This is a genomic window from Flavobacterium succinicans LMG 10402 (genome assembly GCF_000611675.1).
Classification (GTDB): Bacteria; Bacteroidota; Bacteroidia; order Flavobacteriales; family Flavobacteriaceae; genus Flavobacterium; species Flavobacterium succinicans.
Map to the genome: position 1 here is coordinate 57,767 of NZ_JATV01000009.1, position 22,455 is coordinate 80,221.

Genomic DNA, 22,455 nt, shown 5'->3' on the forward strand with positions numbered 1-22,455 from the left:
TTCTGTTATGTAAATTATTCTTTCACTATCTTTTTAGAAACTATGCCTTTGTCTGTTGTAATTTGTATAAGATATATACCACTGACAAGATTACTTATGTTTATTACCGTTTTTTTATCAAGGATATTTACAGATTTGTGTTTTCTGCCGTTCATATCTAAAATAACAATTTTGGAAGCTGTAATATCTTCCAACTCTATATTTATTAAATTTGAAGCAGGATTTGGGTGTAATAAAACTTGGTTTTCTAATTGAAAATTGGCAGTAGCTAAAGTATTTGTGATTTTTCGGATGCGATTATTACCTGTATCTGCTACAAAAATAGTTCCATCAGAAGCTATAGCCACACCACTTGGATTAGAAAACCGTGCTGCAGTTCCTGTACCGTCAGCAAAACCTTGAGAGCCTCCTGCCAAGGTTGTGACCACTCCGTTAGCCGATATTTTTTGAATGCGATTATTCCCTGTGTCTGCTACATAAACATTTCCTGCATTATCTACAGCCACCCCATTAGGACTTTTAAAATGTGCTGCTGTGCCTGTGTCGTCACCAGCCAATGTAGTTACCACTCCTTCAGGCGTTATTTTCCGGATGCGACCGTTACTTGTATCCGCCACAAAAACATTACCAGCACCATCTATAGCCAAACCATTAGGATAATTAAATTGTGCTGAAGTTCCTGTGCCATCAGATGTACCAACAGAGCCTCCCGCCAAGATGGTCACCTCTCGAGTAGGTGTTATTTTCAGTATTCGATTGTTGTTTCTATCTGCGACATAAACATTCTCAGATGCATCTACAGCCACACCGTATGGAGTATCAAGATGTATTGTTTGTCCCGAAGTGCTATTGGACAGCAAGACGCTTATCACTCCGTTATCTGCTATTTTACTTATGTGCTTATAATATATGTCCGTTGCAAAAACATTTCCAACTGCATTTACAGCTACTCCATAAGGATAAAAAAACCTTGGTGCCGCTTCTGTCCACGTGGTTACTACTCCATTAGCCGTTATTTTACGAATACGACTATTCCTAGTATCTGCTACGAAGACATTCCCAGCATCATCTACAGCCACACCATTAGGGACATAAAATTTTGCTGCGGTTCCGGTACCGTCAGCAAGACCTTCTGTACTTCCTGCAAATGTGGTTACAGTTTGGGCATTAGTATAAAAAAAATATAAGTACGATAAAAAAGGAAAGATTTTTTTTAAGTTGTTGTCTATATTTAGGTTCATAGTAACTTTTTTTTTAAAATTCTTTTTTTGATTTTGGTTTATTCAAGTTCTGAGGTATGATGATGTCAAATGTCGCCGCAAATCAATCAGTTTCGTGCTAAATTAAAGCTATTATTCTGCTTAGCCAAATCATCCCAAATCCGTTTGAGTAGCTGCTGCGCTAAGTGTTATCTTGGTATTTCTCCAGTTTTTATTAAATTGCGAAACTCTTCTGCATTTAATAAAATAACATTTTTTTCTTTTGCTTTTTTTATTTTTGCAGGGCCAGCATTTTGTCCACAACACAAAAAATTTAAATTAACTGTTATGCTTTTTGCGATACGAAAATTATTCTCTTCTGCAATTTTTGTAAGTTCACTTTTGACTTTTGGTGAAAATCCAGTAAAACAAATTTCTGTTTTTGGTTCCGCTTTAGGCTTTAATGAATAAACTATGTCCCAACCTTGCCTTTCAGTTAAATTATTTAAGTCTAATTCTGACAAATTAGTATTTGAGCGTAATATTCCTGTGAGTTTTTCAGATAATGCCATTTAATTATGTTTTTGAAAGAATACTTCAATTGTTTCATTTTGTGCAATTTTTTTGATTTCGAAATGACCTAAAGGTTTGTATTCTTTCCAAGAAAGAACATCTTGAATTTCAAAATTGTCATCAGATAGCATTTCAAACACTGCGATATCATTATCTTCTGTTACAACAGTAACTTCTCCATTTAGATAATCTATTTTTTTTTACAATTGCTATCATTATTAAATATTTTTAGAGTTTTTCAAGTAGTTTTTTCTTTTGTTCAATAAACTCATCTTCTGTTAAGATTCCACTTTCTTTAAGTTTTGCAAGTTTTGCAAGTTGGTCTAATATGCTAGGTTCTGAAATAATTGAAGAGGTTATTATTTCCTTTGGTTGAGAGAGTTTGTCTCTTACAAATTCTGAAAAACTTTTGGCGGATGATTTTTCTACGTTATCAATTTTTGCAACATTTCCCGTAATGAATATTTTAATACTTCCCAAAAGTAAACCTGTTTTATATTGAATAGATGATATTTTATCTAATGGGAAATCTTCAACTTTTAAACCAAAAATTATCCCTTTATCAATAAAAATTAATCGTCTATTCGTTGAAACTAAAATTCCTTGTCCATTGTTATAAGTACCTTGAGCGATATTATCTATTTTTTCGGTCGATGCTAAAATGTTTGGTAATTCATTTATTTCTCTTCTCCCCAAATAAATAGAACTATTGTTTAAATTTATCGCTTTTATTTGCTCTTTAATTTCTTCAATGCGTGAATTTTTTTCTTGAAGTAAATCATTAATTTCACTCAAAGTATGTTTTTTTAATCTATTAGCAGTTATTGGATTAATTTTAATAATTTTTTTGAAGCACGGTATACAAACTGTGCCACCATCGCTTAATTTACCAGCTGAAAACCCTGGTGTATTCATAAAATTTAATTCTCTCGAGCAAAGAGTACAATTAGCCATTTTTTTATTTTTATTATATGTTATATTCCTAATTCACGTTTATACTTAATGCTAACGCTTTTATAATTGATTTTCATTAAAGTATATCATCGAAAAAGGATAACTTGGTGAAGGTTTGTATTTTTCTTAATGTATAAAATGTAATTTCACCGTTATCCTTGTTATGGTATGTTATATTATTTCCTTTCTATTTATTTTCTATTTACCAAACTTACCGCTATCCAAAATCAATTCCTTACGGTTTCCCTCATTTTGTAAAAAAAAGGGATTTAGAGTGCTGTTAAGGCTGCTTTACCTTTTCCTCTTCTGTGAGAATTATTGCTTTTAAGTGATGTTGAGTTGTGAGTTTGGAACGCTTTAGTTACTGGAAATTGGGTATAGTAGCGAAAACCATATGGTGTTTTTGGTAGAGGAGTGGTTAAACTATCTCTATCCATTTGGGTTGCGTAAGGTTGTGCTATTTTTCCTTTGGCATAAATTATAGTAAAGGAAAACAACAAGAAACAAACTAACGTTTTGGAAGAATAAGAAGATGTCATAGCGGTTCTAGCTTAGCATTATTTTTGAACAGAATCAAAAGTAAGGGGCTATGCAACGACTTCCTTACGGGAAACCGTAAAGGAGGTGATTTTTTTAGCACTGTAGTGGAATGGCAATAAGAGGCGCTCTCTTTTTAAATCAACCCCAAATCTTTGGTAATCGATACCAAGTGAGTTGTATTGAGCGCTTTGAAGTAGATTTTGAGTTTGCTGATGCGTTTTTCGATGGTACTTTTGCTATTTGGCGTAATACCCGCTTGTTTCAAAACGGATTCCATCGCCTCTTGAGAGACACCTTGTGAGAGATACTCCAGCAATTGGATATCATAATCATCAATTTCATTGACCAATTTATCTTGAAAAATATACTGCAAATCTGCGGGTAAATAGGGAGCGTCATGACTAGCCACTGCTTCTACGGCTTTGCGTAACTCAATCATGGTGTTGCGTCCTTTCATCACAAAACCATTAATGCCCAAATGGTCAAACAAGGATTTGATGCGATAGGATTTGTCTTCTATAGAAAAAGCAATGATTTTGATTTCGGGGAACAATCCCTTTACGGCTTCGATCAAGGCTTCACCCGAGGTGAGTTGGTTCGCACGATGGTCGGCTTTGAAAGACAAATCGGTAATCAATAAATCATAAGGTTCATGCTCTAGATAGGCTTTTTTGAGTTTGAGCAAGGCATCATCACAGTATTTGGCAGAGTCTATTTGAGGCACAGCCAAAGCTTCTAGCACACTCACTGCTGCTACATCATTGAAATCAATATCATCTACGATCAACACTTTTTGAAACATACTTGGTTTATTTAGGAAACGTTAGTTTGATTTTAAGCCCTTTTGAACTTGATGTGTCAAAAATAATACTTCCGCCAATAGCGTGAATACGGTTTTCCACATTCTGAAGGCCATTTTTTGAAGGAATGGGATGGGACATACCGATACCGTTGTCTGAATAATGAACGAGTAAGGCTTTGGCATTCATTTCAAATCGCAAAACCACAAAGGAACCTTGACTGTGCTTTTTCATGTTGACCAAGAGTTCTTGCAATACCCGATACAGCGCAATTTTTTGCTCTTCTGCTATTTTGTCCCAAGGAATAGTACTAATATCTTTTACGATGACTTGTATTTGAGAAGACGAAAAGCCCGAAAGCATTTCTTTTAGTGCCATTTCGTAGGAAGCACCAGTACCGATGGCACTATTCTCTCTGGAGATATTGCGTGTTCGAGTGTAAATTTTATCCAAATTATCCAATAGCGTTTCTTTTTGAATAGGGTTGTGCAAGTCTTGAGTCTCGGCAAAGGCAATGGTTTGATAGACATCATTAGCCAACTCGTCGTGCAGTTTTTTGGCAATGCGAGTTTCGCTCTCATAAATAGCGGCTTGTTTTTCTTTCTTGCTTTTATTTTTCTGATAGAAATACAAGAGCACCACAGCGATTAGTACTAACAACAGTGTAAAAAACAGTAAATAATTGTTGAATCGTTGTTGGGCTAGGGCCAAGGCATTTTCTGCTTTTTCCGCTTTTAATTGTAAATTCTCATTGCGCTCTTGGGTCGCATCGTATTTGATTTTGGCAAACTGATTTTTAGCGATTTGCTTGACTTTGCTAATACTGTCATTGAGTTGCAGGTACTGTTTAGTGTAATGGCGAAGTTGTGAAGGACTGCTAACTTCCATCAAGAGTGCCAAGGCGGACAAACGATCTTCAGTACTTTGGATGGCAGTAGCTTTAGCATAGGATTGTTGGGCATAGGTAAAGGCCAGTTGGGGATTAGCCTTTTGATAGTATTTTGCCAAATTACTATAACTGCTAATCAAGCCATAATCAAATTGCAGTTGTTTATGAATGGCTAATGCTTTCTTTAAATAAGCACTACTTCTGGAGTCTTGGATTTTAAAATAACAATAGCCCAAATTGTCCAAAACTCTGGCTTGATGCTCTAGATTGTTTGAACCGATTGGAGATTCGTAAAGAGCAGTTAATAACGGAGTGGCTTGCTTATAGCGGTGTTGTTCCATATACACCACAGCGATGTTATTCTGAATGACTGCTTTTTGTAGCGGTGTATCAGCTAAAGCCCTTGCTTTTTGATAATACTGAATGGCATTGGCGTAATCAAATAAGTTTTCGTAGTTAATTCCCAAAGTGTTGTAAATCGCCACTTTGTATTGGACTTCGGTGTTTGGTTTAAAGTATGAAATTGCTTCAGTAGCAGTGGCTTCGCTACCAATATAATCGCCTTGGGTTTGCTGTATCGCTGCCATTTTGAGCAAAACATAAACAATTTTATCCCCCTCAGTTTTGGTACTACTTTGACTTCGAATTTGATTGTAGTAATAGTAAGCACTGTCGTAAACGCCCTTGGCATAAAAATCTTCGGCTTGGGTAATGTATTGATGATAAGCGCTAACTCTAGTTGCCTCGTTTATAGCAGGAGTTTTGCGAGTACAAGAAAAGAAAAAACAACCCAAAAAGGTTAGAGAAATAAAAAACGGGAAATGTATTTTTTGAAAAATCATTTCCCGAAAATATCAAATTAATTCCAATTAATGGAGTAGCATCTTTTATTTTTTTGGAGGAGTGGTTGGAGTCTGACCCGTTGAGTTCCCGCCTAGACCATCATCGGCAAGGATTGAAGTGGTTGCAGAGGGCTTACTGGGTTCTATTTCATCATTGGTACAAGAAACAAAGGCCATAACAGCCAATAAAAAACACGAAAGGATAACTATTCTTTTCATTAGATTTGATTTAAAAATTAGACATAAGAAGGGCGGTTCGATTATGAAATCGAAGGTTTGTGGTTAAGGAGTGTATCCTTAAAAGCCCTTTGAATTATACTTTTTTGGGAAGTGAAGTGTGCTAAAACAGTTGATCAAGAATTTATACTTCCCGGATAAATCGAACCCACTGTTTAGTCACACTTTTTTATGAACTAGTTTTGTACATTTGTTCGTATCGCGAAATAGAACAAGAACTAATTCTGTAGCAAAGGAATGGTGTTTCTAGGTGCTAATACTAAGGCGATTCCGATAATTCCAGTAATTCCGTTGAGGTCTACTAATTCTAATACAATCCGTTGGTGTTTATGAGTACAATTACTTTTGAAGAATATAAAGAGGGCATAAAAGCGCAATTTCAAGCGATAAAAAGAGTGGGAATTTATGGTAGCGGTGACTTGTCCAATGTAACACCTGCACAACTGAGAGATTTGTGTTTGAGGAAGGCAGAAAATCAGTTGAATCCAAAAGATGAAATGGTTTTCAGGTATTTTTTTAATGCAAAAGAAGGGGAGAAATTGACTAGAGCCATTGAAAATTATGGCATAGGGAAATTAAAATCGGTGATTTCTTTTTTAAAAGGAGAGAAGAATTCAGAAAATCGAAACAGAATAGAATTAGCCGCCATTTTGGTGGATTTTAATCCAAGACCTTTTCATAGTTATTTTACAAACGACGGGAAGGAGATAAAAGTTGAGAAAGAGTCCATACAAGACCAAAAAGGAGTAAATGAAGAGGCGCTACTTTCTTTGGTTTCTGAAGAAGGTAAAGAGAGAAATGGTTTTCAAAAGAAATCAATACTAGACCGTTATAAAAAGGTATGGATTAAAGGAGCTGTGTTGTGTAGTATAGGAATTGGTTTGGTTAGTTTGCTGCCTAAAAAAGAATGCATGCAATGGAATACCAATCATTATGAAGTTGTAGACTGTAGTAGTCAAAGTAGTAGTGCTATAGATCTACGAATTCCAATAAATAATGAAAGACTAGGGTTGAAAAAACTTGAACCAAAGACTATAAAAACTTATTTTGAAAATGATCAACCAAGCGTTTGGTATGCTAAAATTGAAGGGAAGATTGAACTTTTTAATCAGCCAGGTTTGCATCCCACTACAGGAAAAACCTTAAAACCGATAACGCAATACATTATTAATAAATATCTAAGGGACTGAAAATGGTAGTGTCTCACTAACTGTGTAAGTTGAATATTTATTCTGGAATTTTGTGATTCATAATTACTTAATTTATCATAAATCGTCTTTTTTAGCAAGATGTTCACTTTCTTTCTCTCTTGTTATCATTGAGCTTAGAAGAATTTAGGTGACCCTGAATTTGAGAAATTTCAGGTATCCGATTGTACTACCAAAATTTTGCGATTTACTATATAATTTGAGTTGTAATCCAAAACAAAAAAGCCTGTAAATCCAACGATTTACAAGCTTTTGCTCTGATTTGAAATTGTAAAAGTGGACTGGGTGGGACTACAATCGAACACTTAATACCGATATTGACATTTTTTGAGAGCTTAAAATTATGAGTTAATTGCTTTATTTTTTATCACTTGAATTTTTGGAAGCTTTGACGTTGGCATAATCAAGTGTATGTATTTTATTGTACCGATTTAAAACCGTATTTGACCATTAAAATTTATACTCTTTCTGGCTTTTTTTGCTTTTGTGGATACAAGAAGAAAGTGTTCAGTTTTCAGTGGGAGGTATGGCATTTACAAAAGTAAATGTTGGTACTTGCGATTCCACTTTTGTGCCAGTTTTCAAGTAAGTCTTTCTTCAATCAAATCTTTCCAAATTATAAATCCTTTTCTTTCTTCTGAATAATCGTGAAGTATGCGGCTGAAATTCTCGTGTGGATTTACAATAAATACTTGTCTCCCATTGTTTCTAATGATGTTAAGGTAATTGTCAACTTGTTTTAATTTGTCAGGAAGTGCCCGTTTGTTATTGTCGAAATGCCAAATATATGTGGCTTCTTCGGTGTTCAGCGTTTCTAAAATAATGTGAAACCCTTCTTTTCCGGCTAAAAGAAAAACAAACGAAAAAGGATTAAGGACAAATCGAATTTTAAGAATAGTCCTTTCGTGACGGTCGGCTAAATATTGTAAGTGCTTTTGGTGTTTGTAGTTTTTATTCTGTAAAAAATCATTTAATAATTCATCCCCAGAATCATATAGTTTGCAATTAGTTTCATTTTGTAATTGATTAATATCAAGCAAATTTTCTTGACTAACTGCATTTGCTTTACTTAAGAAAGTCTTCGTTATAAATTTAAACTTGACTCCTTCAATCAATTCTCTACTGATCTTTTTTAGATCGTTGGATAGTGCCAATTGAGAAATTAGTTTGCTGTTATCAAATTCAGCATAAATAGAAACAACGATATTTTTAATTTTGAGTGTCTTTGAAAAATAGGGTTTCAAAACTTCAAACTCTGGTCTGATTTCGAGATTTTCAATATCAAATTCAAGTTCTGTTTTCATTTCAGGCACATTGTATTTAAAAGCAATGCTTCCGTAGCGAAATTCAAGTTTCTCAAATGCAATCTTTATTTTCTGATTAATGATAAAAGTGTTTTTTGAAACAGCAATTTCCTCTTCGGGTTCATCAAACAAGGTGGCTAGTTTATCTATTTTTCTATAATAGGTATTTCTCTTCAGAAACATTTTGTTTAAGTAATCAATCTTGATGTCCCGATAATCATAAATAGTTGGAGCGATTTCCGATCGTTGGACTCTACCGATGTATTGAATCAATTTGCCTTCAAAAGAAAATGGGTAAACAAGAAACAGACAATTGGTGTTTTGCAGATCAGTTCCTTCACCAAAGAATTGTCCAGTGGTGATTAGTACTTGATAATTCCCTTCTTTTAGTAATTTCCATTTTGAGTTTTTGGCACTTTCAGAATCTTCTCCACTTAAAGTGATTACTTCATAAGATTGTTTTAAATATTGATTTAGCGAGTCAATATGTTCTTTACGTTCTGTAATAATAACGACTTTTTTGTCAGATTTCAATTCATTAATCACATCTTCAAGAATTGATTTGTTTCGAGTAGAATCGTGAACTAGAATTTTTGATAAAGTTTCAAATTTGTCTGTTTTTGAGTTGAATGGCACATCAAGTTCAGTGTTTCGAATGATAATTTTTGGCCTTTTAGATGTGCTTATTTCATTTGATTTTATTTCAGCAATTACTTCGCCTAAATGAATAAAAATAAGTTTACTGTCATTGTATTTTCGAAATGGCGTTGCTGTTAATCCATACAAATAAAAGGTTTGTAATTTTGAAATTGCATTTCTGAATGTTTCTGCAGGAATATGGTGGCACTCATCTACAATGATAGTCCCAAAGGCATTCAAAATTTTTTCGGTATCAGGTTTCTCCAACTCTTTTGATAAACTCTGAATCATAGCAACTGTTATTTGCTTACCGATTTTGGTTTTGCCTTGACCTATTTTTCCAATTTCATTTTTTGGAATTCCAAGAAAAGTTTCAATTCTTTCAAACCATTGGTCGGCAATTTGTTTGCGATGAGTGATGATTAATGCAGGTTGTTTTTTCTCCGCAATAATTTTTAGCCCGACTATAGTTTTTCCTGAACCCGGCGGTGCCACAACAATTCCTAAATCTTTCTTTCCAATCGCATTAATCACTATTTGCTGATGTTCTAGGAGTTGTGTGTTGACTAAAAAAGAAACCTCTTTTAATTTTTTCCTTTCATCCTTGAAATCATATTCAATTTTACTTTCTCTACAAAATCGAATTACTTTACCAATAAAACCTCGTGGAATAATTACTTCGTTTTCCTTTTCTTCAATCAGTTTAAAATATCGTTCTGTTCCAAAAGTATTTTTCCCCATTTTCTTTTTTATTAAAATTTCGGTGTTCAGAAAATTCAATTCTTCTTTTAGAAAATTTATTAGTGGGGTTGAAATGGCAGAGCGATTGATTTTTACAACATTTTCTAATCTTATCGTTAATTTTTCATTGTATAATTTTGGTATAATCGAAGCAGGAATATTTTGTAGTGTATTATGAATTTGGTATAATTCATCCAATTTTATTGTCGAAATTTTTTGAATATTCTTTATAAAATTCCATTGATTTGGAATAGGTTCTAGGCTTTCCATATCAATAAAACAACTGTTTCCCTGTTCATAAGTTTTCTTATACAACGGAAGTGCTATCAAATTTCCAAATCCTTTTCCAGAAAGAAAATCTTGATTGGGAAACATTCTATCAAAACTGGAACTCTTGTCAAATAAAGAAAAAACTCCAGTTTGCTCCAAAATTGATATAAATAGCCGTCTGCTTTTTATCGCTGGATAAGGTTGTTCAAAAAATATCCAAACGTGCCCGCCTTTACCCGAACGAGAGCGTTCCAAATAGGCAGGAATTTCTTTTTCATTACAAGCATTTATAAACTTTTTGCAATCACCAACCCAATCAACTTTGTCAAAATCGGCAACAATAAACCACGAAGTATTGTCTTTGAGTAAAGGATAAACGCCAATATGTTGTTCGCCGTTAAGGTGTTTTTCAATTTCCTTTTCTGTAAAAGGCAAATATTCTTTATCTACATAATTTTGAAAATTTCCACCATTCATTTTATGAACTCGATACCGATATGGGTCATAAAAATAGGCTGGCATATAGCCACTTTTACTCCCTTTTTCCCAACGAACTGCAAATACATCTTCTCTAGCTGTAAAAACAGATTTGAATAGTTGGACTTTATTCATCTCGGCTGATGTTGACATAATTTTAATTGTTCAAATGGTCTATTCTTTAAAGAAATTGCAAGTGAATTAGAATGCTAGATTTAAAGACTATTTTATATGTGTTGGATATAGTATGTTTTGCAATTTATCAAATGCTACTTTGTGTTTTTGAGTAGGCATTTTTTCAAGATTTATCATTTTCCAAAGTACTGAAGGAAGGTTAGTAATTACGGTAACATTTTCCATTTCCAGTAAATTCCAATCAGGAGTTTTGTTTTTGAATGACAAAAGAAATTTCTTTTCATTATCTGTCATCTGAGAATTGATTTGATGAATTAGATTTTCTCTAGCTTCTTCTAATTGTTCTAATGGAACATCTATTTCAGCCATTTGTTTAAACTCTGTTTCGTAAATTTCACTAATATCTTTTCGATTTGGCGCTAATAGTTCTGACATTGGTCTTTGATGACTTATTAGAAATATTAAGAATGTTTTTCGTAAATTATCCGTTAGCCCTTCATTTTCGAGAAGAAATTTTACATCAAATAAATCTCTTGGATGTTGTCTGTCTAAAGCAGCACATAATTTACCAGCATATAAATCTGGAAGTGATGCTATTTGCATTTCTACATATCCAAACTCTCTTTCGACTTCTTCAACAACCTCCATTCTTACTTCTGGAAAAACAGTCCCTCTAATTACTGGAGATAATTCTACTTTAATACGTACTTCTCCTTGACTTACAATTAAGCGTAGTGCATCGCTTTGGTCGTGTGCATCTTGTACTTTACTTCCCGGTATTTTTTGCCGTATCAGTTTGCTTATTCTTGATAAAGCTGCTTTAATATTTATCAATGCTGTTTCTCGATCATCCATTGGTATGTATAGTAAATCGATATCAACCGAAAGTCGAGGAAGTGTTCTGTAAAATAAATTGATTGCAGTTCCTCCTTTTAGTGCAAAACATTTTTCGGTATCCACTAACGGTAAAACACGAACTAAAAGTTGTACTTGTCTGCGGTATATATTGTTTGCGTCTATATCCATTTTGGAACTGTTATTTTATATTTATTATCTAATTTTCCGCCTTTTATTATCATTCTGTTTCCAGAACCGAATGTTATGTTTTCTCGATTTATTTTACCCAACCAAACATAATTTTGACGGTCTGCAAACCAAAAGAAAAGCCGTTTTACTTTCACATTTTGACAGCATTCCAGCGTTTTTTGAAGATTTCTAGGCGACAATGTTGTTAGCCCTTGCATTAATTGATCAGCGTGTTCAAAAGTTGTTTTTTGTGGTACGTCTAACAATACTTCGAGATACGCTCTTTCTGGCGAAGATAGGATTAGTTTTCTATTATCATTATCCCACTCTCTCTCTACTGTAAAAGATTGTAATTGTTTGTTTTCTTCTGAATTTTTAGCAAATAAACTATTGGTAGTATGTCTAACAAATTTTACATTCAAATCTAAATTTGTAACCCATTCAGGCAGTACATCATTTCCAAACAAATGCACTATTTTATTTTCGGATAATGATAAGTAATGAGATAATCCCTGCATTTCAAGTGCTGTTAAACCACCTACAACAAAATCTGTTTTCAATATTGACTGCAAGGAGAAAACTACTGACTGCCAAGATATTTTACTAGCATTTCTAACATAAACCCCTTTACTTATGGAATCCAGTTGGTTACTTTTTACCAAATTGTCTATTGCGTGACGGGTTAAATTATTTTCCATAAGCCACTTATGAGTAGTTACTAAACCCTCGGGCATTATTTCGTATAACTCTTTTCTTCGTATTACATTTACAGCCATAATTTAAAAGTTTAGCTTATTGCGGTGTTAATCGCCGTTATGCAAAGGTAATGTAAATTGGTTGATTTACAGATATTAATTTTAACGGCGATAATCGCCGTTAAAATTAATTTATATAAACTTTGCTTTAAAAAAGTTTATATAAATTATAAAAACCATGACTTTCAGGGTTTATATTGATAACTTTTTTTCGATTAATTTAGGTATATTCCTAAGTCAATTGTAAAAGTGATTCTGGATTTGATTAAATGCGTAGCTTAAGTGAATATAAATAATATTTATAAAATTAATTTTAAGATTACCCCACTTTAACTTCCAATTTAAATTTGATTTTAATATTTGTGTAAATATATCTTTAGTAGGATTATATAATATTAGCATGAAATCAAAAGGTCCTAATCTTACAAGAAAAAATAAAAAGAAGCTCAAAACAGAGGCTGAAAAGGAAGAAGCTCTGGTTGAGTTAATTATTCGAATGATTGTTGAAGCAACTCTAAAAGAGATATATGAAGAAAATCAAAAAATTGAAAAAGATAAAAATCAGAAATGAATGTAGTGTTAATTGTTTGTTTTTTAGATTGTTAAGGCGTTCGATTATCGTTGACTCTCTAGTTTTTTTAAACAATTTTGGTGTTTTTTTAGCAATAAACTGTGTCGAATACTTATTTTTTAAACTTATAACTGATTGATTTGTAATGTTTTGATAAAAAAAAAGGGGAAGGTGTTCGATACCTTCCCTTTTGTGGAGTCGCCGAGAATCGAACCTAAGCTCAAAAACCCGCATTAATACCTATATTTTACTTCGTAAAAATCTGGTTTGCCACGATTTTGCCATAAGTTTAAAAACTCCTTGAAATCTGGGTTGTTTTAGACTTTCCTGCATGAAACTGATTGACTTTAAAAGAACGAGATAATTCATAATGAATACTTCAAAAGTAAACATTATTTAAGAATTATAAAAATATTGTTAAGTGATTAGTGTACTCAAATCATATTTGCGATTTCTACTTGTAGTGTTGAAAGTGTTGTGTCTACCGCCGAACAAATTCGGAATATAGGTTCCCAGACGGCATAGTTGCACAATATTCTATGATTTTTGCTATAAAAATTTTGATTACATGTCAATTCAGAAAAAGCCTTACTGTGGTTTGTAAGGCTTTATAGTAATTTCCACTTCACTTCGATATCCGGGATGGTAGGATGGTCGGTAATTTACATAACCCATTTGCTGTAACTCCTTAAAGTATTTATGATAGGTTGGTAAGGTACTGATATGTGAAAGCGACATTATTTTGCTACGACTTACTTTAATTATCTTAGTGTGTCCTTGTCTATATCCGAGACAAAGAATTGCACTTAAAAGAGCGAAATGCCAAACATTAAGCCTGGGATCCTCTTCTAAAATGGAAAGGTATCTTGAAAGTTTTTGCAGTCTCATATTAGTTTTTATCGCTGAACAGATTCATTAAATCTGATTTGCTATAATAATAAGATCCTAAAACTTTTTTGAAGCGCACTTTTCCCGTTATCCGAAGATTCTGTAACGATGCTGATGACATATCCATAAGTTTTCTGACAACACGGCTTTTAAGCCATTCTGGATTTAAGCCACCTTCTTCTTTATTTTGGTTTTTCTCTACAATTTTTTTGAACTGCTCCACTAGCAATATACCAAATTGGCTTAAATCATCTTTAGTTATATTATCGTTCATCTTCGCGCCTCCTATCTTAATTTGTTAAATAATGAGTGAAATTAAGGAGTAATTTTTTAGACTTTTGAAAAAGGTATTTCATGTCCTTGTTAGGCTTTTAATGTCTGAGAGTAGGTGTTTAGATGTGTTGAACTTTTTTGTGAATGAATCCTAAAGAAATATGATAATATTTTAAAAAAGCATCAGTCTTCGTACTTAAATTGTCTAGAAAAAAATATTGCTAGTTGTTATAACGCAATATCTTATTTTTATGAAGAATATCTATCAGAAAAAGGATTATATAACTAGTGGTAACAGATTTAATGATGGCATTAATTCTAAAGTATTTTCATACTAACAAATGTCGAACTTTTTTTTATTGAAGATCTCAAAAGCTAAATCCAAAATGGCGATAACAGTATGTGTTATTATTCGTATGATAAATGATAATATTCGTTTTACTAGTTCTGATGTTGAGAGTTGCTGCAAAATATTGATACTACTACAATAATTATTTATAATAATTAATAATCATTATAAATAATTATTTGTAATAAAAATAAAATTCCTATTTTTACACTCTTGAAATTTACAAATATCATATTATCAATTATCATTGTAGTACTTTCCTGTATGCCTTGCGCAGACAAGGAACAAGGTGTTTCGTCTGAAAAAGCAACTATAACAAATAGTTCAAAACAGCACCATGAGAAAGATGCATGTTCTCCTTTGTGCATTTGTAACCATTATGGCTGTCAGGGTTTTGTCTACAATATAGTATCGAATTACAATTTTATTACCGTCAAAAACATAATTGACAAAAAACTACCTGAATACAAATCAATTCTTACTTCCAATTTCTACGGGAGCATTTGGCAACCGCCACAAATTAATGCTTAATTTTTTTGATAATTAAAAGAAGACAATTCTAATAGATAGAGTTAGTTACAAAGTTTTCTTTATTTTAAATTAATTACAGTTATAGATATAATAATGGCAAAGCAAAAAACAAAAAGACCGAACAACCAAAAACCTAAATCTAAACCTAAATCCAAAAAGCCGATAACAGTATATACTGTAATTCGCACTATAATGATAATACTCCTTTTGTTGCTTTTGTTGCTTTTGTTATTGGGAGTTGCTGCAAAATATTGGCTCTACTATAATAAATATTACAAATAATTAATAATCAGTATAAATAATTAATAATTATAAAAAATAAAATCTTATTTTTGCACTCGTGAAATGGTTAAACATCATATTGTCAATTTACTTAATAGCCTTGGCATCTATGCCCTGTGCTGATGTGGAAGTAAATAGTGCGGGGCATTCTTTAAATGTACATCAGACAGACCTTGAAAACCATTCGCACGATAAAAGTAAAGATTTATGTTCCCCATTTTGCATTTGCAATTGTTGCGGTTCACAAATTACAAGTTTTTCAGAATTTGTAATTATTGACTTTCCAATACCTTCTAAAGGTATCAAAACACAATTACCTACATACAAATCCGTTTTTGCTTCCAATTTCTTCGGAAGTATTTGGCAACCGCCTCAAATAGCATAATGATGCCCGAGTAATTTCGGGTTAGAAAATTGTGACCTTTTCACAAATAATGGCAAATATTCTATTTGCTGATTTCTAATTCATTATAATATTTCAATGTTAGACAAAATCATACAATTTAGTATAAAGAACAAGTTCATTATACTCTTATTTACCCTTGTGCTTATAGCCTGGGGAAGTTATTCTATTAAAAATTTACCGCTGGATGCCTTGCCAGATGTAACTAATAATCAAGTACAAATAATTACCACTGCCCCTACTTTAGCAAGTCAGGAAGTAGAACAATTAATTACCTATCCACTCGAACAAGCTGTAAAAACGATTCCAAAAGTAATTGAATTACGAAGCATTTCTCGTTTTGGATTATCTGTGGTAACTGTTGTTTTCAAAGACGATGTAGATATATATTGGGCAAGAGAGCAAATTTTTCAACGCTTAAAGCAAGCTGAAGAAAACATACCTAAATATGCAGGTTCTCCAGAATTAGGACCTATTTCTACAGGTCTAGGAGAAATATATCAATACGATGTATATGCCAAAAAAGGCTATGAAGATAAATACGATGCCGTAAAATTACGAACCATTCAAGATTGGATTATCACTCCACAATTACAGGGTATTGAAGGTGTTGCCGAAGTCAGTACCTGGGGAGGAAAATTAAAACAATATGAAGTGGCTATTAATCCAAATAAACTAAATAGTTTAGGAATAACCATTACCGATATTTTTGAGGCTTTAGAAAAAAATAATCAAAACACAGGCGGTGCTTACATTGAAAAAGACCAATACTCTTATTTCATTCGTGGTGTTGGTATGGCTACAGGCATCAAAGATTTAGAAAATATAGTGGTTGCCAATAAAAACGGCGCTCCTATTTTAATTCGAAATGTAGCCGAAGTTAGAGAAGGTGTAGCACTACGTTATGGGGCATCTACTAAAGACGGAAAAGGAGAAATTGTATGTGGAATGGCTCTTATGCTAAAAGGAGAAAATTCAAGTGCAGTTGTCAATAGAGTAAAAGAAAAAATGGATCAGATCAACAAAACTCTTCCAGAGGGAGTGGTTGCTGAAGCTTTTATCGATAGAGGAAAATTAGTAGATAGTGCCATAGGAACTGTTACTAAAAACCTATTGGAAGGTGCATTAATAGTAATATTTGTATTGATCTTATTTCTTGGAAATCTTCGTGCAGGACTAATTGTAGCATCTGTAATTCCATTATCAATGCTTTTCGCTGTGATTTTGATGAATACCTTTGGAGTAAGCGGAAATCTAATGAGTTTAGGAGCAATCGATTTTGGAATTATTGTCGATGGTGCGGTTATAATTGTCGAAGCCACAATGCATCATTTGCAAAAACTCAAAAGAAAAAAAGATTTAACCCAATCTGAAATGGATGAAGAGGTATATCAATCGGCTTCCAAAATTAGAAACAGTGCCGCTTTTGGGGAAATAATTATCCTAATAGTGTATTTACCAATCCTGGCATTAGTTGGCACAGAAGGTAAAATGTTCCGACCAATGGCAATGACAGTAGGATTTGCAGTAATAGGTGCATTTGTTATGTCTTTAACCTATGTACCAATGATGAGTGCGATGTTCTTATCCAAAAATACAGAACACAAAACCAATTTTAGTGATAGAATGATGGCTTGGTTCGAGGGAATATATACCCCGTTTTTAGAAAAAGCATTGCGTTTCAAAAAAGCAGTTTTGGCAATTTCATTAGGTCTATTTGTATTGGCGCTAGTAATTTTTCAAAATATGGGTGGCGAATTCATTCCAACAATTGAAGAAGGAGATTTAGCCTTAAATGCTACAATTATGACCGGAAGTTCGCTTTCGCAAATGGTAAAAACAACCACAGAATATGAAAAAATTCTAAAAGCTAAATTTCCCGAAATTAAAACCATAGTAACTAAAATTGGTAGTGGTGAAATTCCAACGGATCCAATGCCTATAGAAAGTGGGGATATGATTATTGTACTTAAAGACAAAAGTGAATGGACAGGTGATTACGACAATTGGGAAGATTTAGCCAATGCAATGAAAGAAGAAATGGAAGCCATTCCAGGTGCTAATATTGAAGTTTCACAACCAATTCAAATGCGATTCAACGAGTTAATGACCGGAAGCCGAAGTGATATAGCCATTAAAATTTTTGGTGACGATTTAGAAATTTTAGATACTAAAGCCAAAGAATTGATTGCTAAAGTCAATAATATTGAAGGTATTGGAGACTTAAAAGCAGATAAAGTAACAGGCTTACCGCAAATTACTGTAAAATACGATTACAATAAAATTGCATTATATGGTTTGAATATTACCGATATCAACCAAATCATCCGCTCTTCATTTGCAGGAGAAAGCGCAGGTAAAATCTATGAAGAAAGCAAACGATTTGATGTAGTGGTGAGAATGGATGCAGCTAGCCGAACAGATATTACAGATGTGAGTAATCTATTTATTCCTTTACCAAACGGACAACAAGTACCACTATCACAAGTAGCAACGGTTTCTTATGAGCAAGGCCCTGTTCAGGTTTCTCGTGAGAATGGTAAACGTAGAATTACTGTTGGATTAAACGTTCGTGGTCGAGATATAAAAAGCGTTGTCGAAGAAATTCAGGCTAAACTTGATAAAGATTTCAAACTTCCCCCAGGTTATTATGTTACTTATGGAGGACAATTCGAAAACTTGATTGAAGCTACTAAAAGACTTTCGGTTGCTTTACCTATTGCATTAGCATTAATAATGGTGCTGCTATATTTTACTTTCAATAGTATGAAACAATCTTTGCTAATATTTACAGCTATTCCATTATCAGCCATTGGAGGTGTTTTCGCATTATGGATGAGGGGAATGCCTTTCAGTATTTCGGCAGGAATTGGATTTATAGCCCTTTTCGGAATCGCAGTGTTAAACGGAATTGTATTGATTTCTTATTTCAATCAATTAAAATCTGAAGGAATAACCGATCCATTACAAAGAGTTTTAATGGGTACAAAAACACGTTTACGACCTGTTTTAATGACAGCTGCTGTAGCCTCTTTAGGATTTATGCCAATGGCATTATCCACCAGCGGTGGAGCTGAAGTACAAAAACCATTGGCAACAGTTGTTATTGGAGGATTATTATCGGCTACATTACTGACGTTGATTGTTTTACCAATACTTTATTTATTGTTTGAAAAAGGAATTAAAGCAAGAAGAAAAATAAAAACACCAATCGTTACCCTAATAGTTTTATTGATAAGTAGTTTTTCTTTTGCTCAAAATAGCCAGCCTATTTCATTACAAAAAGCTATCGAAATTGCAAAAACCAATAACATTGATTTAAAGATTGCTGATAAGGAAATTGAGAAACAAACGGTTCTGAAAAAGACAGCATTTCAAGCAGATCCTTTGCAAGTGCAATATCAGGGTGGGCAATTCAATAGTAAATATTATGATAGCAATGTTTCGATACAGCAGTATTTTCCAATTGGAAGAATTACAAAAGCCAATCGTCAATTACAGGAAGAATTGGTGAAACTAGCTGAAAAACGAAAAGCATTATCCGAATATGAAATCGAAAAAGCAGTAACAATCGCCTACTATCAATATTTATATGGTGTTTCTGTACAAAAACTAAATGCAGATTTATTGGAAATTTATTCCAAATTCTTAAAGAATGCAGAACTACGTTTTGAAACAGGCGAAAGCGGAAAAATTGAAGTAATCAGTGCCAAAGCAAAGTCAAAAGAAATAGAAACACAGCAAGCGCAACTCGAATTTGATTTGGCAATTTACCAAAAACAATTACAATTTTTTATTCAAACGGAAGAGAATATTGTACCGGATAGTACAACGCCAATGCAATATTCATTTCAACCAAATGAAAACCAATCCAAAGTAGAAACGTTGGTAACCGATTATTATACACAGCAAATTTCGGTGTATCAAAAAGAAGCCAATACTTTTAAAGCATTGCGAACACCAAAATTAGGATTAGGTTATTTTGGACAAACCATTGATACCAAATCTTATTTTCAAGGGTTTACTGCGGGTTTACAAATTCCTTTATTTGGTGGGGTAAATTCAGCTAAAGCTAAAGCATCTGCTATCAGTATTTCGCAATCCCAATTAGAATTAGACAAAAATAAATTGACTTTGAAATTACAAATGCAGGAATTGAAAAATGATTTCGAAAAGCAACAAAAAGCATTAGATTATTATCAAAAGGAAGGTTTGCTATATGCAGAACAAATAATTGCAACGGCTCAAAAAAGTTATGCCAATGGTGATATGAGTTATTGGTATTACATCAGTTTTTTGAATCAGGCTATCGACATCAAAAAGCAAAATGCCGAAGCTACCAATGCTTATAATCAAAGTGCTATTCAATTGCAATTTCCATCTATTTCTAACAAATAAAATTTCTCAAAATGAAAAATATAAATTCAAAATTCAAAATTTTCTTAATACTTAATACTTTATTCTTACTACTTCTCACCTCTTGTGGAGAAAAGAAAACAGAAGAAGCAGGACACGAAGAAGAAAAATCAGAAAACGAAGTAGCATTAACAGCCTTACAATTCAAAACAGTTGGTATTCAAACAGGTTCTGTAGAAAACAGGAATCTTAATTTAGTGATTAAAGCCAATGGATATACGACAGTTCCACCACAAAATATGGCTAACATTTCAACCTTAATTGGAGGAACGGTTAAGGATATTTTTGTTTTAGAAGGCACGTATGTAAACAAAGGAAAAGTACTGGCAACTATTCAAAATTTAGAAGTAGTTGGAATGCAGGAAGATTATAATTCGGCTGTTGCCAATATTGAATACCTGCAATTAGAATACAATCGCCAGAAAACATTAACTGATGAAAATGTAAACCCTAGAAAAGTACTTCAGGAAGTAAAATCAAAACTAGCTGTTGAAAGAGCCAGAGCAAAAGCTGCAAAAAACAAATTGCAAGCCCTGAATATGAGTACAAGCGGATCAAGTTTGGTACCGATAGTTTCACCAATATCCGGTTATGTTGGAAAAATCAGCATTGCCAAAGGAGCATTTGCCGAAACAGGAATAACCCTTTTTGAAGTCGTAGATAATAGCCAGATGCACTTGGACTTAAACGTTTATGAAAAAGATTTGGAATCAATTTCTGTGGGGCAAACGATAGACTTTATTTTGACTAATCAAGGAAACAAATCCATTAAAGGAAAAATATTTGGTATCAATAAATCCTTTTCAAATGAAAGCAAAACCGTTGCTGTTCACGCCAAAATTAATCCAGCTGATTCCAAAGATTTAATTTCTGGAATGTATGTTTCTGCCAATATCAATATTAAAAATGCAACCGTCCCTGCCCTACCCAAAGATGCTGTTGTAAAAAATGGAGATAAATACTTTGTCTATATCCAGGAAGAACACGAAGAAAAAGCCACAGGTAAAAAAGCAGAAGCTCACGAACACAAAGAAGGCGAAGCACATTCTGAAGAAGCTGTTGGCGAGGAAGAAGGACACAACGAAGTACATTTCAAAGCAATAGAAGTTGTACCAGGAACAACAGATTTAGGGTATACCGAAGTGAAATTTGTTGAAGCAATTCCTGCCGATGCAAAAATTGTAATTAAAGGAGCTTTCTATTTACTGTCTGCTATGAAAGGTGGCGGTGAGCATACACATTAATAAGTAGTTTAAGAAGCATTAGAAAACTTAAGACTATCTAAGACCGCTAGTATTATTTGTATTGGCGGTTGTGATAGTAAATTAATTGATGAAGACTATGCCCCCAAAATAATATTAGAAAAATCATTAATTGCTGAATATGAAAACAACAAAATATAGTTTTCTGCGAAATACTAGCGGAATAAAAAAGATAATAATTTGTCTTACCTTATCATTATTGTTGTATTTCATTTTACTGTTTTTTAAAATTGATATTAAAAACAGGATAATTTTATCCTGGGATCTCTTTTGTTTTTCTCTAATTATATTTAGCTGGGCATTGTTTTTTACTACCACAAATAAAGATCTATGTGAGGTGGTAGAGCGTCAGGATGATGGACTTAAAGTGATTTTTACGATAGTGCTCATTGCTGTTTGTGTTAGTTTGTTTGGTACTTTACTCCTTTTAAAAGGTACAGAAGAATCGTCCTTTAACAGAATATTTGATGCAATCGTTTCATTATCGCCCATTTTAGTGTCGTGGACATTGCTTCATACAATTTTTACAATTCGGTATGCACACTTATATCACGACCATAATCAATTAAAAACGGGTAGTAATGTTGGAGGTATCAAATTTCCGTGTAAGGAGGAGCCTGATTATATTGATTTCGCCTATTTCTCATTCGTAATTGGTATGACATTTCAAGTTTCAGATGTCCAAGTAAGCTCAAAGGTTATCAGAAGATTTGTTTTGTTGCACAGTCTAATTTCATTTGCGTTCAATACAATTATTGTGGCACTGACTATTAATAGTATTGCCAGTTTTAAATAACTATTTAATATAAAAAATTTAGAAAATGAACAACAGACTCAATTGTTGGAAGTGTGTATTAATGCTTTCAGGTTTGCTTGGAATGGCTACCATTT

The 22,455-nt window shown here is 33.2% G+C and carries 17 protein-coding genes; 6 read left to right on the plus strand and 11 right to left on the minus strand.

Translation table 11 applies throughout. The features are described from left to right. Positions 1-14: 14 nt before the first annotated feature. The 7 genes from AO58_RS17190 to AO58_RS17995 form a co-directional block, all read right to left on the minus strand. Positions 15-1,241: an SMP-30/gluconolactonase/LRE family protein gene (locus AO58_RS17190; protein ID WP_024981647.1), complete on the minus strand. Its 1,227-nt coding sequence runs from the start codon at positions 1,239-1,241 to the stop codon at positions 15-17. A gap of 167 nt (positions 1,242-1,408) precedes the next feature. Further along, entirely contained in the window at positions 1,409-1,771 is a 363-nt protein-coding gene (locus tag AO58_RS0110395; protein WP_024981648.1) for a BRCT domain-containing protein, read from the minus strand. Between the two features lie 229 nt (positions 1,772-2,000). After that, positions 2,001-2,726 carry a PH domain-containing protein gene (locus tag AO58_RS18285; protein WP_139225572.1) on the minus strand — a complete coding sequence of 242 codons (726 nt, stop codon included), beginning with the start codon at positions 2,724-2,726 and terminating at the stop codon, positions 2,001-2,003. A 269-nt stretch (positions 2,727-2,995) separates the two neighbouring features. Next, positions 2,996-3,265 carry a hypothetical protein gene (locus AO58_RS0110410; RefSeq protein WP_024981650.1) on the minus strand — a complete coding sequence of 90 codons (270 nt, stop codon included), beginning with the start codon at positions 3,263-3,265 and terminating at the stop codon, positions 2,996-2,998. Between the two features lie 134 nt (positions 3,266-3,399). Beyond that, a complete protein-coding gene (locus AO58_RS0110415) occupies positions 3,400-4,068 on the minus strand; it encodes a response regulator (RefSeq protein WP_024981651.1) in 669 nt (222 codons plus the stop codon). A 7-nt stretch (positions 4,069-4,075) separates the two neighbouring features. Then, entirely contained in the window at positions 4,076-5,797 is a 1,722-nt protein-coding gene (locus AO58_RS0110420) for a tetratricopeptide repeat-containing sensor histidine kinase (protein WP_024981652.1), read from the minus strand. 45 nt (positions 5,798-5,842) lie between these two features. Further along, the gene (locus tag AO58_RS17995) at positions 5,843-6,016 is read right to left on the minus strand and encodes a hypothetical protein (RefSeq protein WP_155959415.1); all 174 of its coding nucleotides are present in this window, start codon (positions 6,014-6,016) and stop codon (positions 5,843-5,845) included. 347 nt (positions 6,017-6,363) lie between these two features. On the opposite strand from AO58_RS17995, the gene AO58_RS0110430 reads away from it, so the two are divergent. Next, positions 6,364-7,224 (plus strand): hypothetical protein, encoded by an 861-nt coding sequence (locus AO58_RS0110430; RefSeq protein WP_024981653.1) that lies wholly within the window; start codon positions 6,364-6,366, stop codon positions 7,222-7,224. A gap of 599 nt (positions 7,225-7,823) precedes the next feature. Here the strand turns inward: AO58_RS0110430 and AO58_RS0110440 are convergent. From AO58_RS0110440 to AO58_RS0110450, 3 genes are all read right to left on the minus strand, one after another. Then, positions 7,824-10,826, minus strand: coding sequence for a DEAD/DEAH box helicase (locus AO58_RS0110440; RefSeq protein WP_244530705.1), 3,003 nt, complete (start codon positions 10,824-10,826; stop codon positions 7,824-7,826). 69 nt (positions 10,827-10,895) lie between these two features. Next, a complete protein-coding gene (locus tag AO58_RS0110445) occupies positions 10,896-11,834 on the minus strand; it encodes a nucleotidyl transferase AbiEii/AbiGii toxin family protein (protein ID WP_078211914.1) in 939 nt (312 codons plus the stop codon). Next, positions 11,825-12,610 (minus strand): type IV toxin-antitoxin system AbiEi family antitoxin, encoded by a 786-nt coding sequence (locus AO58_RS0110450; protein ID WP_024981656.1) that lies wholly within the window; start codon positions 12,608-12,610, stop codon positions 11,825-11,827. Before AO58_RS0110450 ends, AO58_RS0110445 begins: the two co-directional genes overlap by 10 nt. A 379-nt stretch (positions 12,611-12,989) precedes the next feature. On the opposite strand from AO58_RS0110450, the gene AO58_RS18000 reads away from it, so the two are divergent. Beyond that, positions 12,990-13,160, plus strand: a complete 171-nt coding sequence (locus AO58_RS18000) for a hypothetical protein (protein ID WP_155959416.1) — start codon at positions 12,990-12,992, stop codon at positions 13,158-13,160. Between the two features lie 889 nt (positions 13,161-14,049). Here the strand turns inward: AO58_RS18000 and AO58_RS0110470 are convergent. Then, a complete protein-coding gene (locus AO58_RS0110470) occupies positions 14,050-14,322 on the minus strand; it encodes a hypothetical protein (RefSeq protein WP_024981657.1) in 273 nt (90 codons plus the stop codon). Positions 14,323-15,541: 1,219 nt separating this feature from the next. Between AO58_RS0110470 and AO58_RS18385 the strand changes: the two genes are divergently transcribed. From AO58_RS18385 to AO58_RS0110500, 4 genes are all read left to right on the plus strand, one after another. Further along, entirely contained in the window at positions 15,542-15,868 is a 327-nt protein-coding gene (locus tag AO58_RS18385; protein ID WP_035717660.1) for a DUF6660 family protein, read from the plus strand. Positions 15,869-15,964: 96 nt separating this feature from the next. Then, the gene (locus AO58_RS0110490; RefSeq protein WP_024981661.1) at positions 15,965-20,284 is read left to right on the plus strand and encodes a CusA/CzcA family heavy metal efflux RND transporter; all 4,320 of its coding nucleotides are present in this window, start codon (positions 15,965-15,967) and stop codon (positions 20,282-20,284) included. A gap of 11 nt (positions 20,285-20,295) precedes the next feature. Next, entirely contained in the window at positions 20,296-21,546 is a 1,251-nt protein-coding gene (locus tag AO58_RS0110495; protein ID WP_024981662.1) for an efflux RND transporter periplasmic adaptor subunit, read from the plus strand. Positions 21,547-21,685: 139 nt separating this feature from the next. Beyond that, the gene (locus tag AO58_RS0110500; RefSeq protein WP_024981663.1) at positions 21,686-22,360 is read left to right on the plus strand and encodes a DUF1345 domain-containing protein; all 675 of its coding nucleotides are present in this window, start codon (positions 21,686-21,688) and stop codon (positions 22,358-22,360) included. The last annotated feature ends 95 nt before the right edge of the window (positions 22,361-22,455 follow it).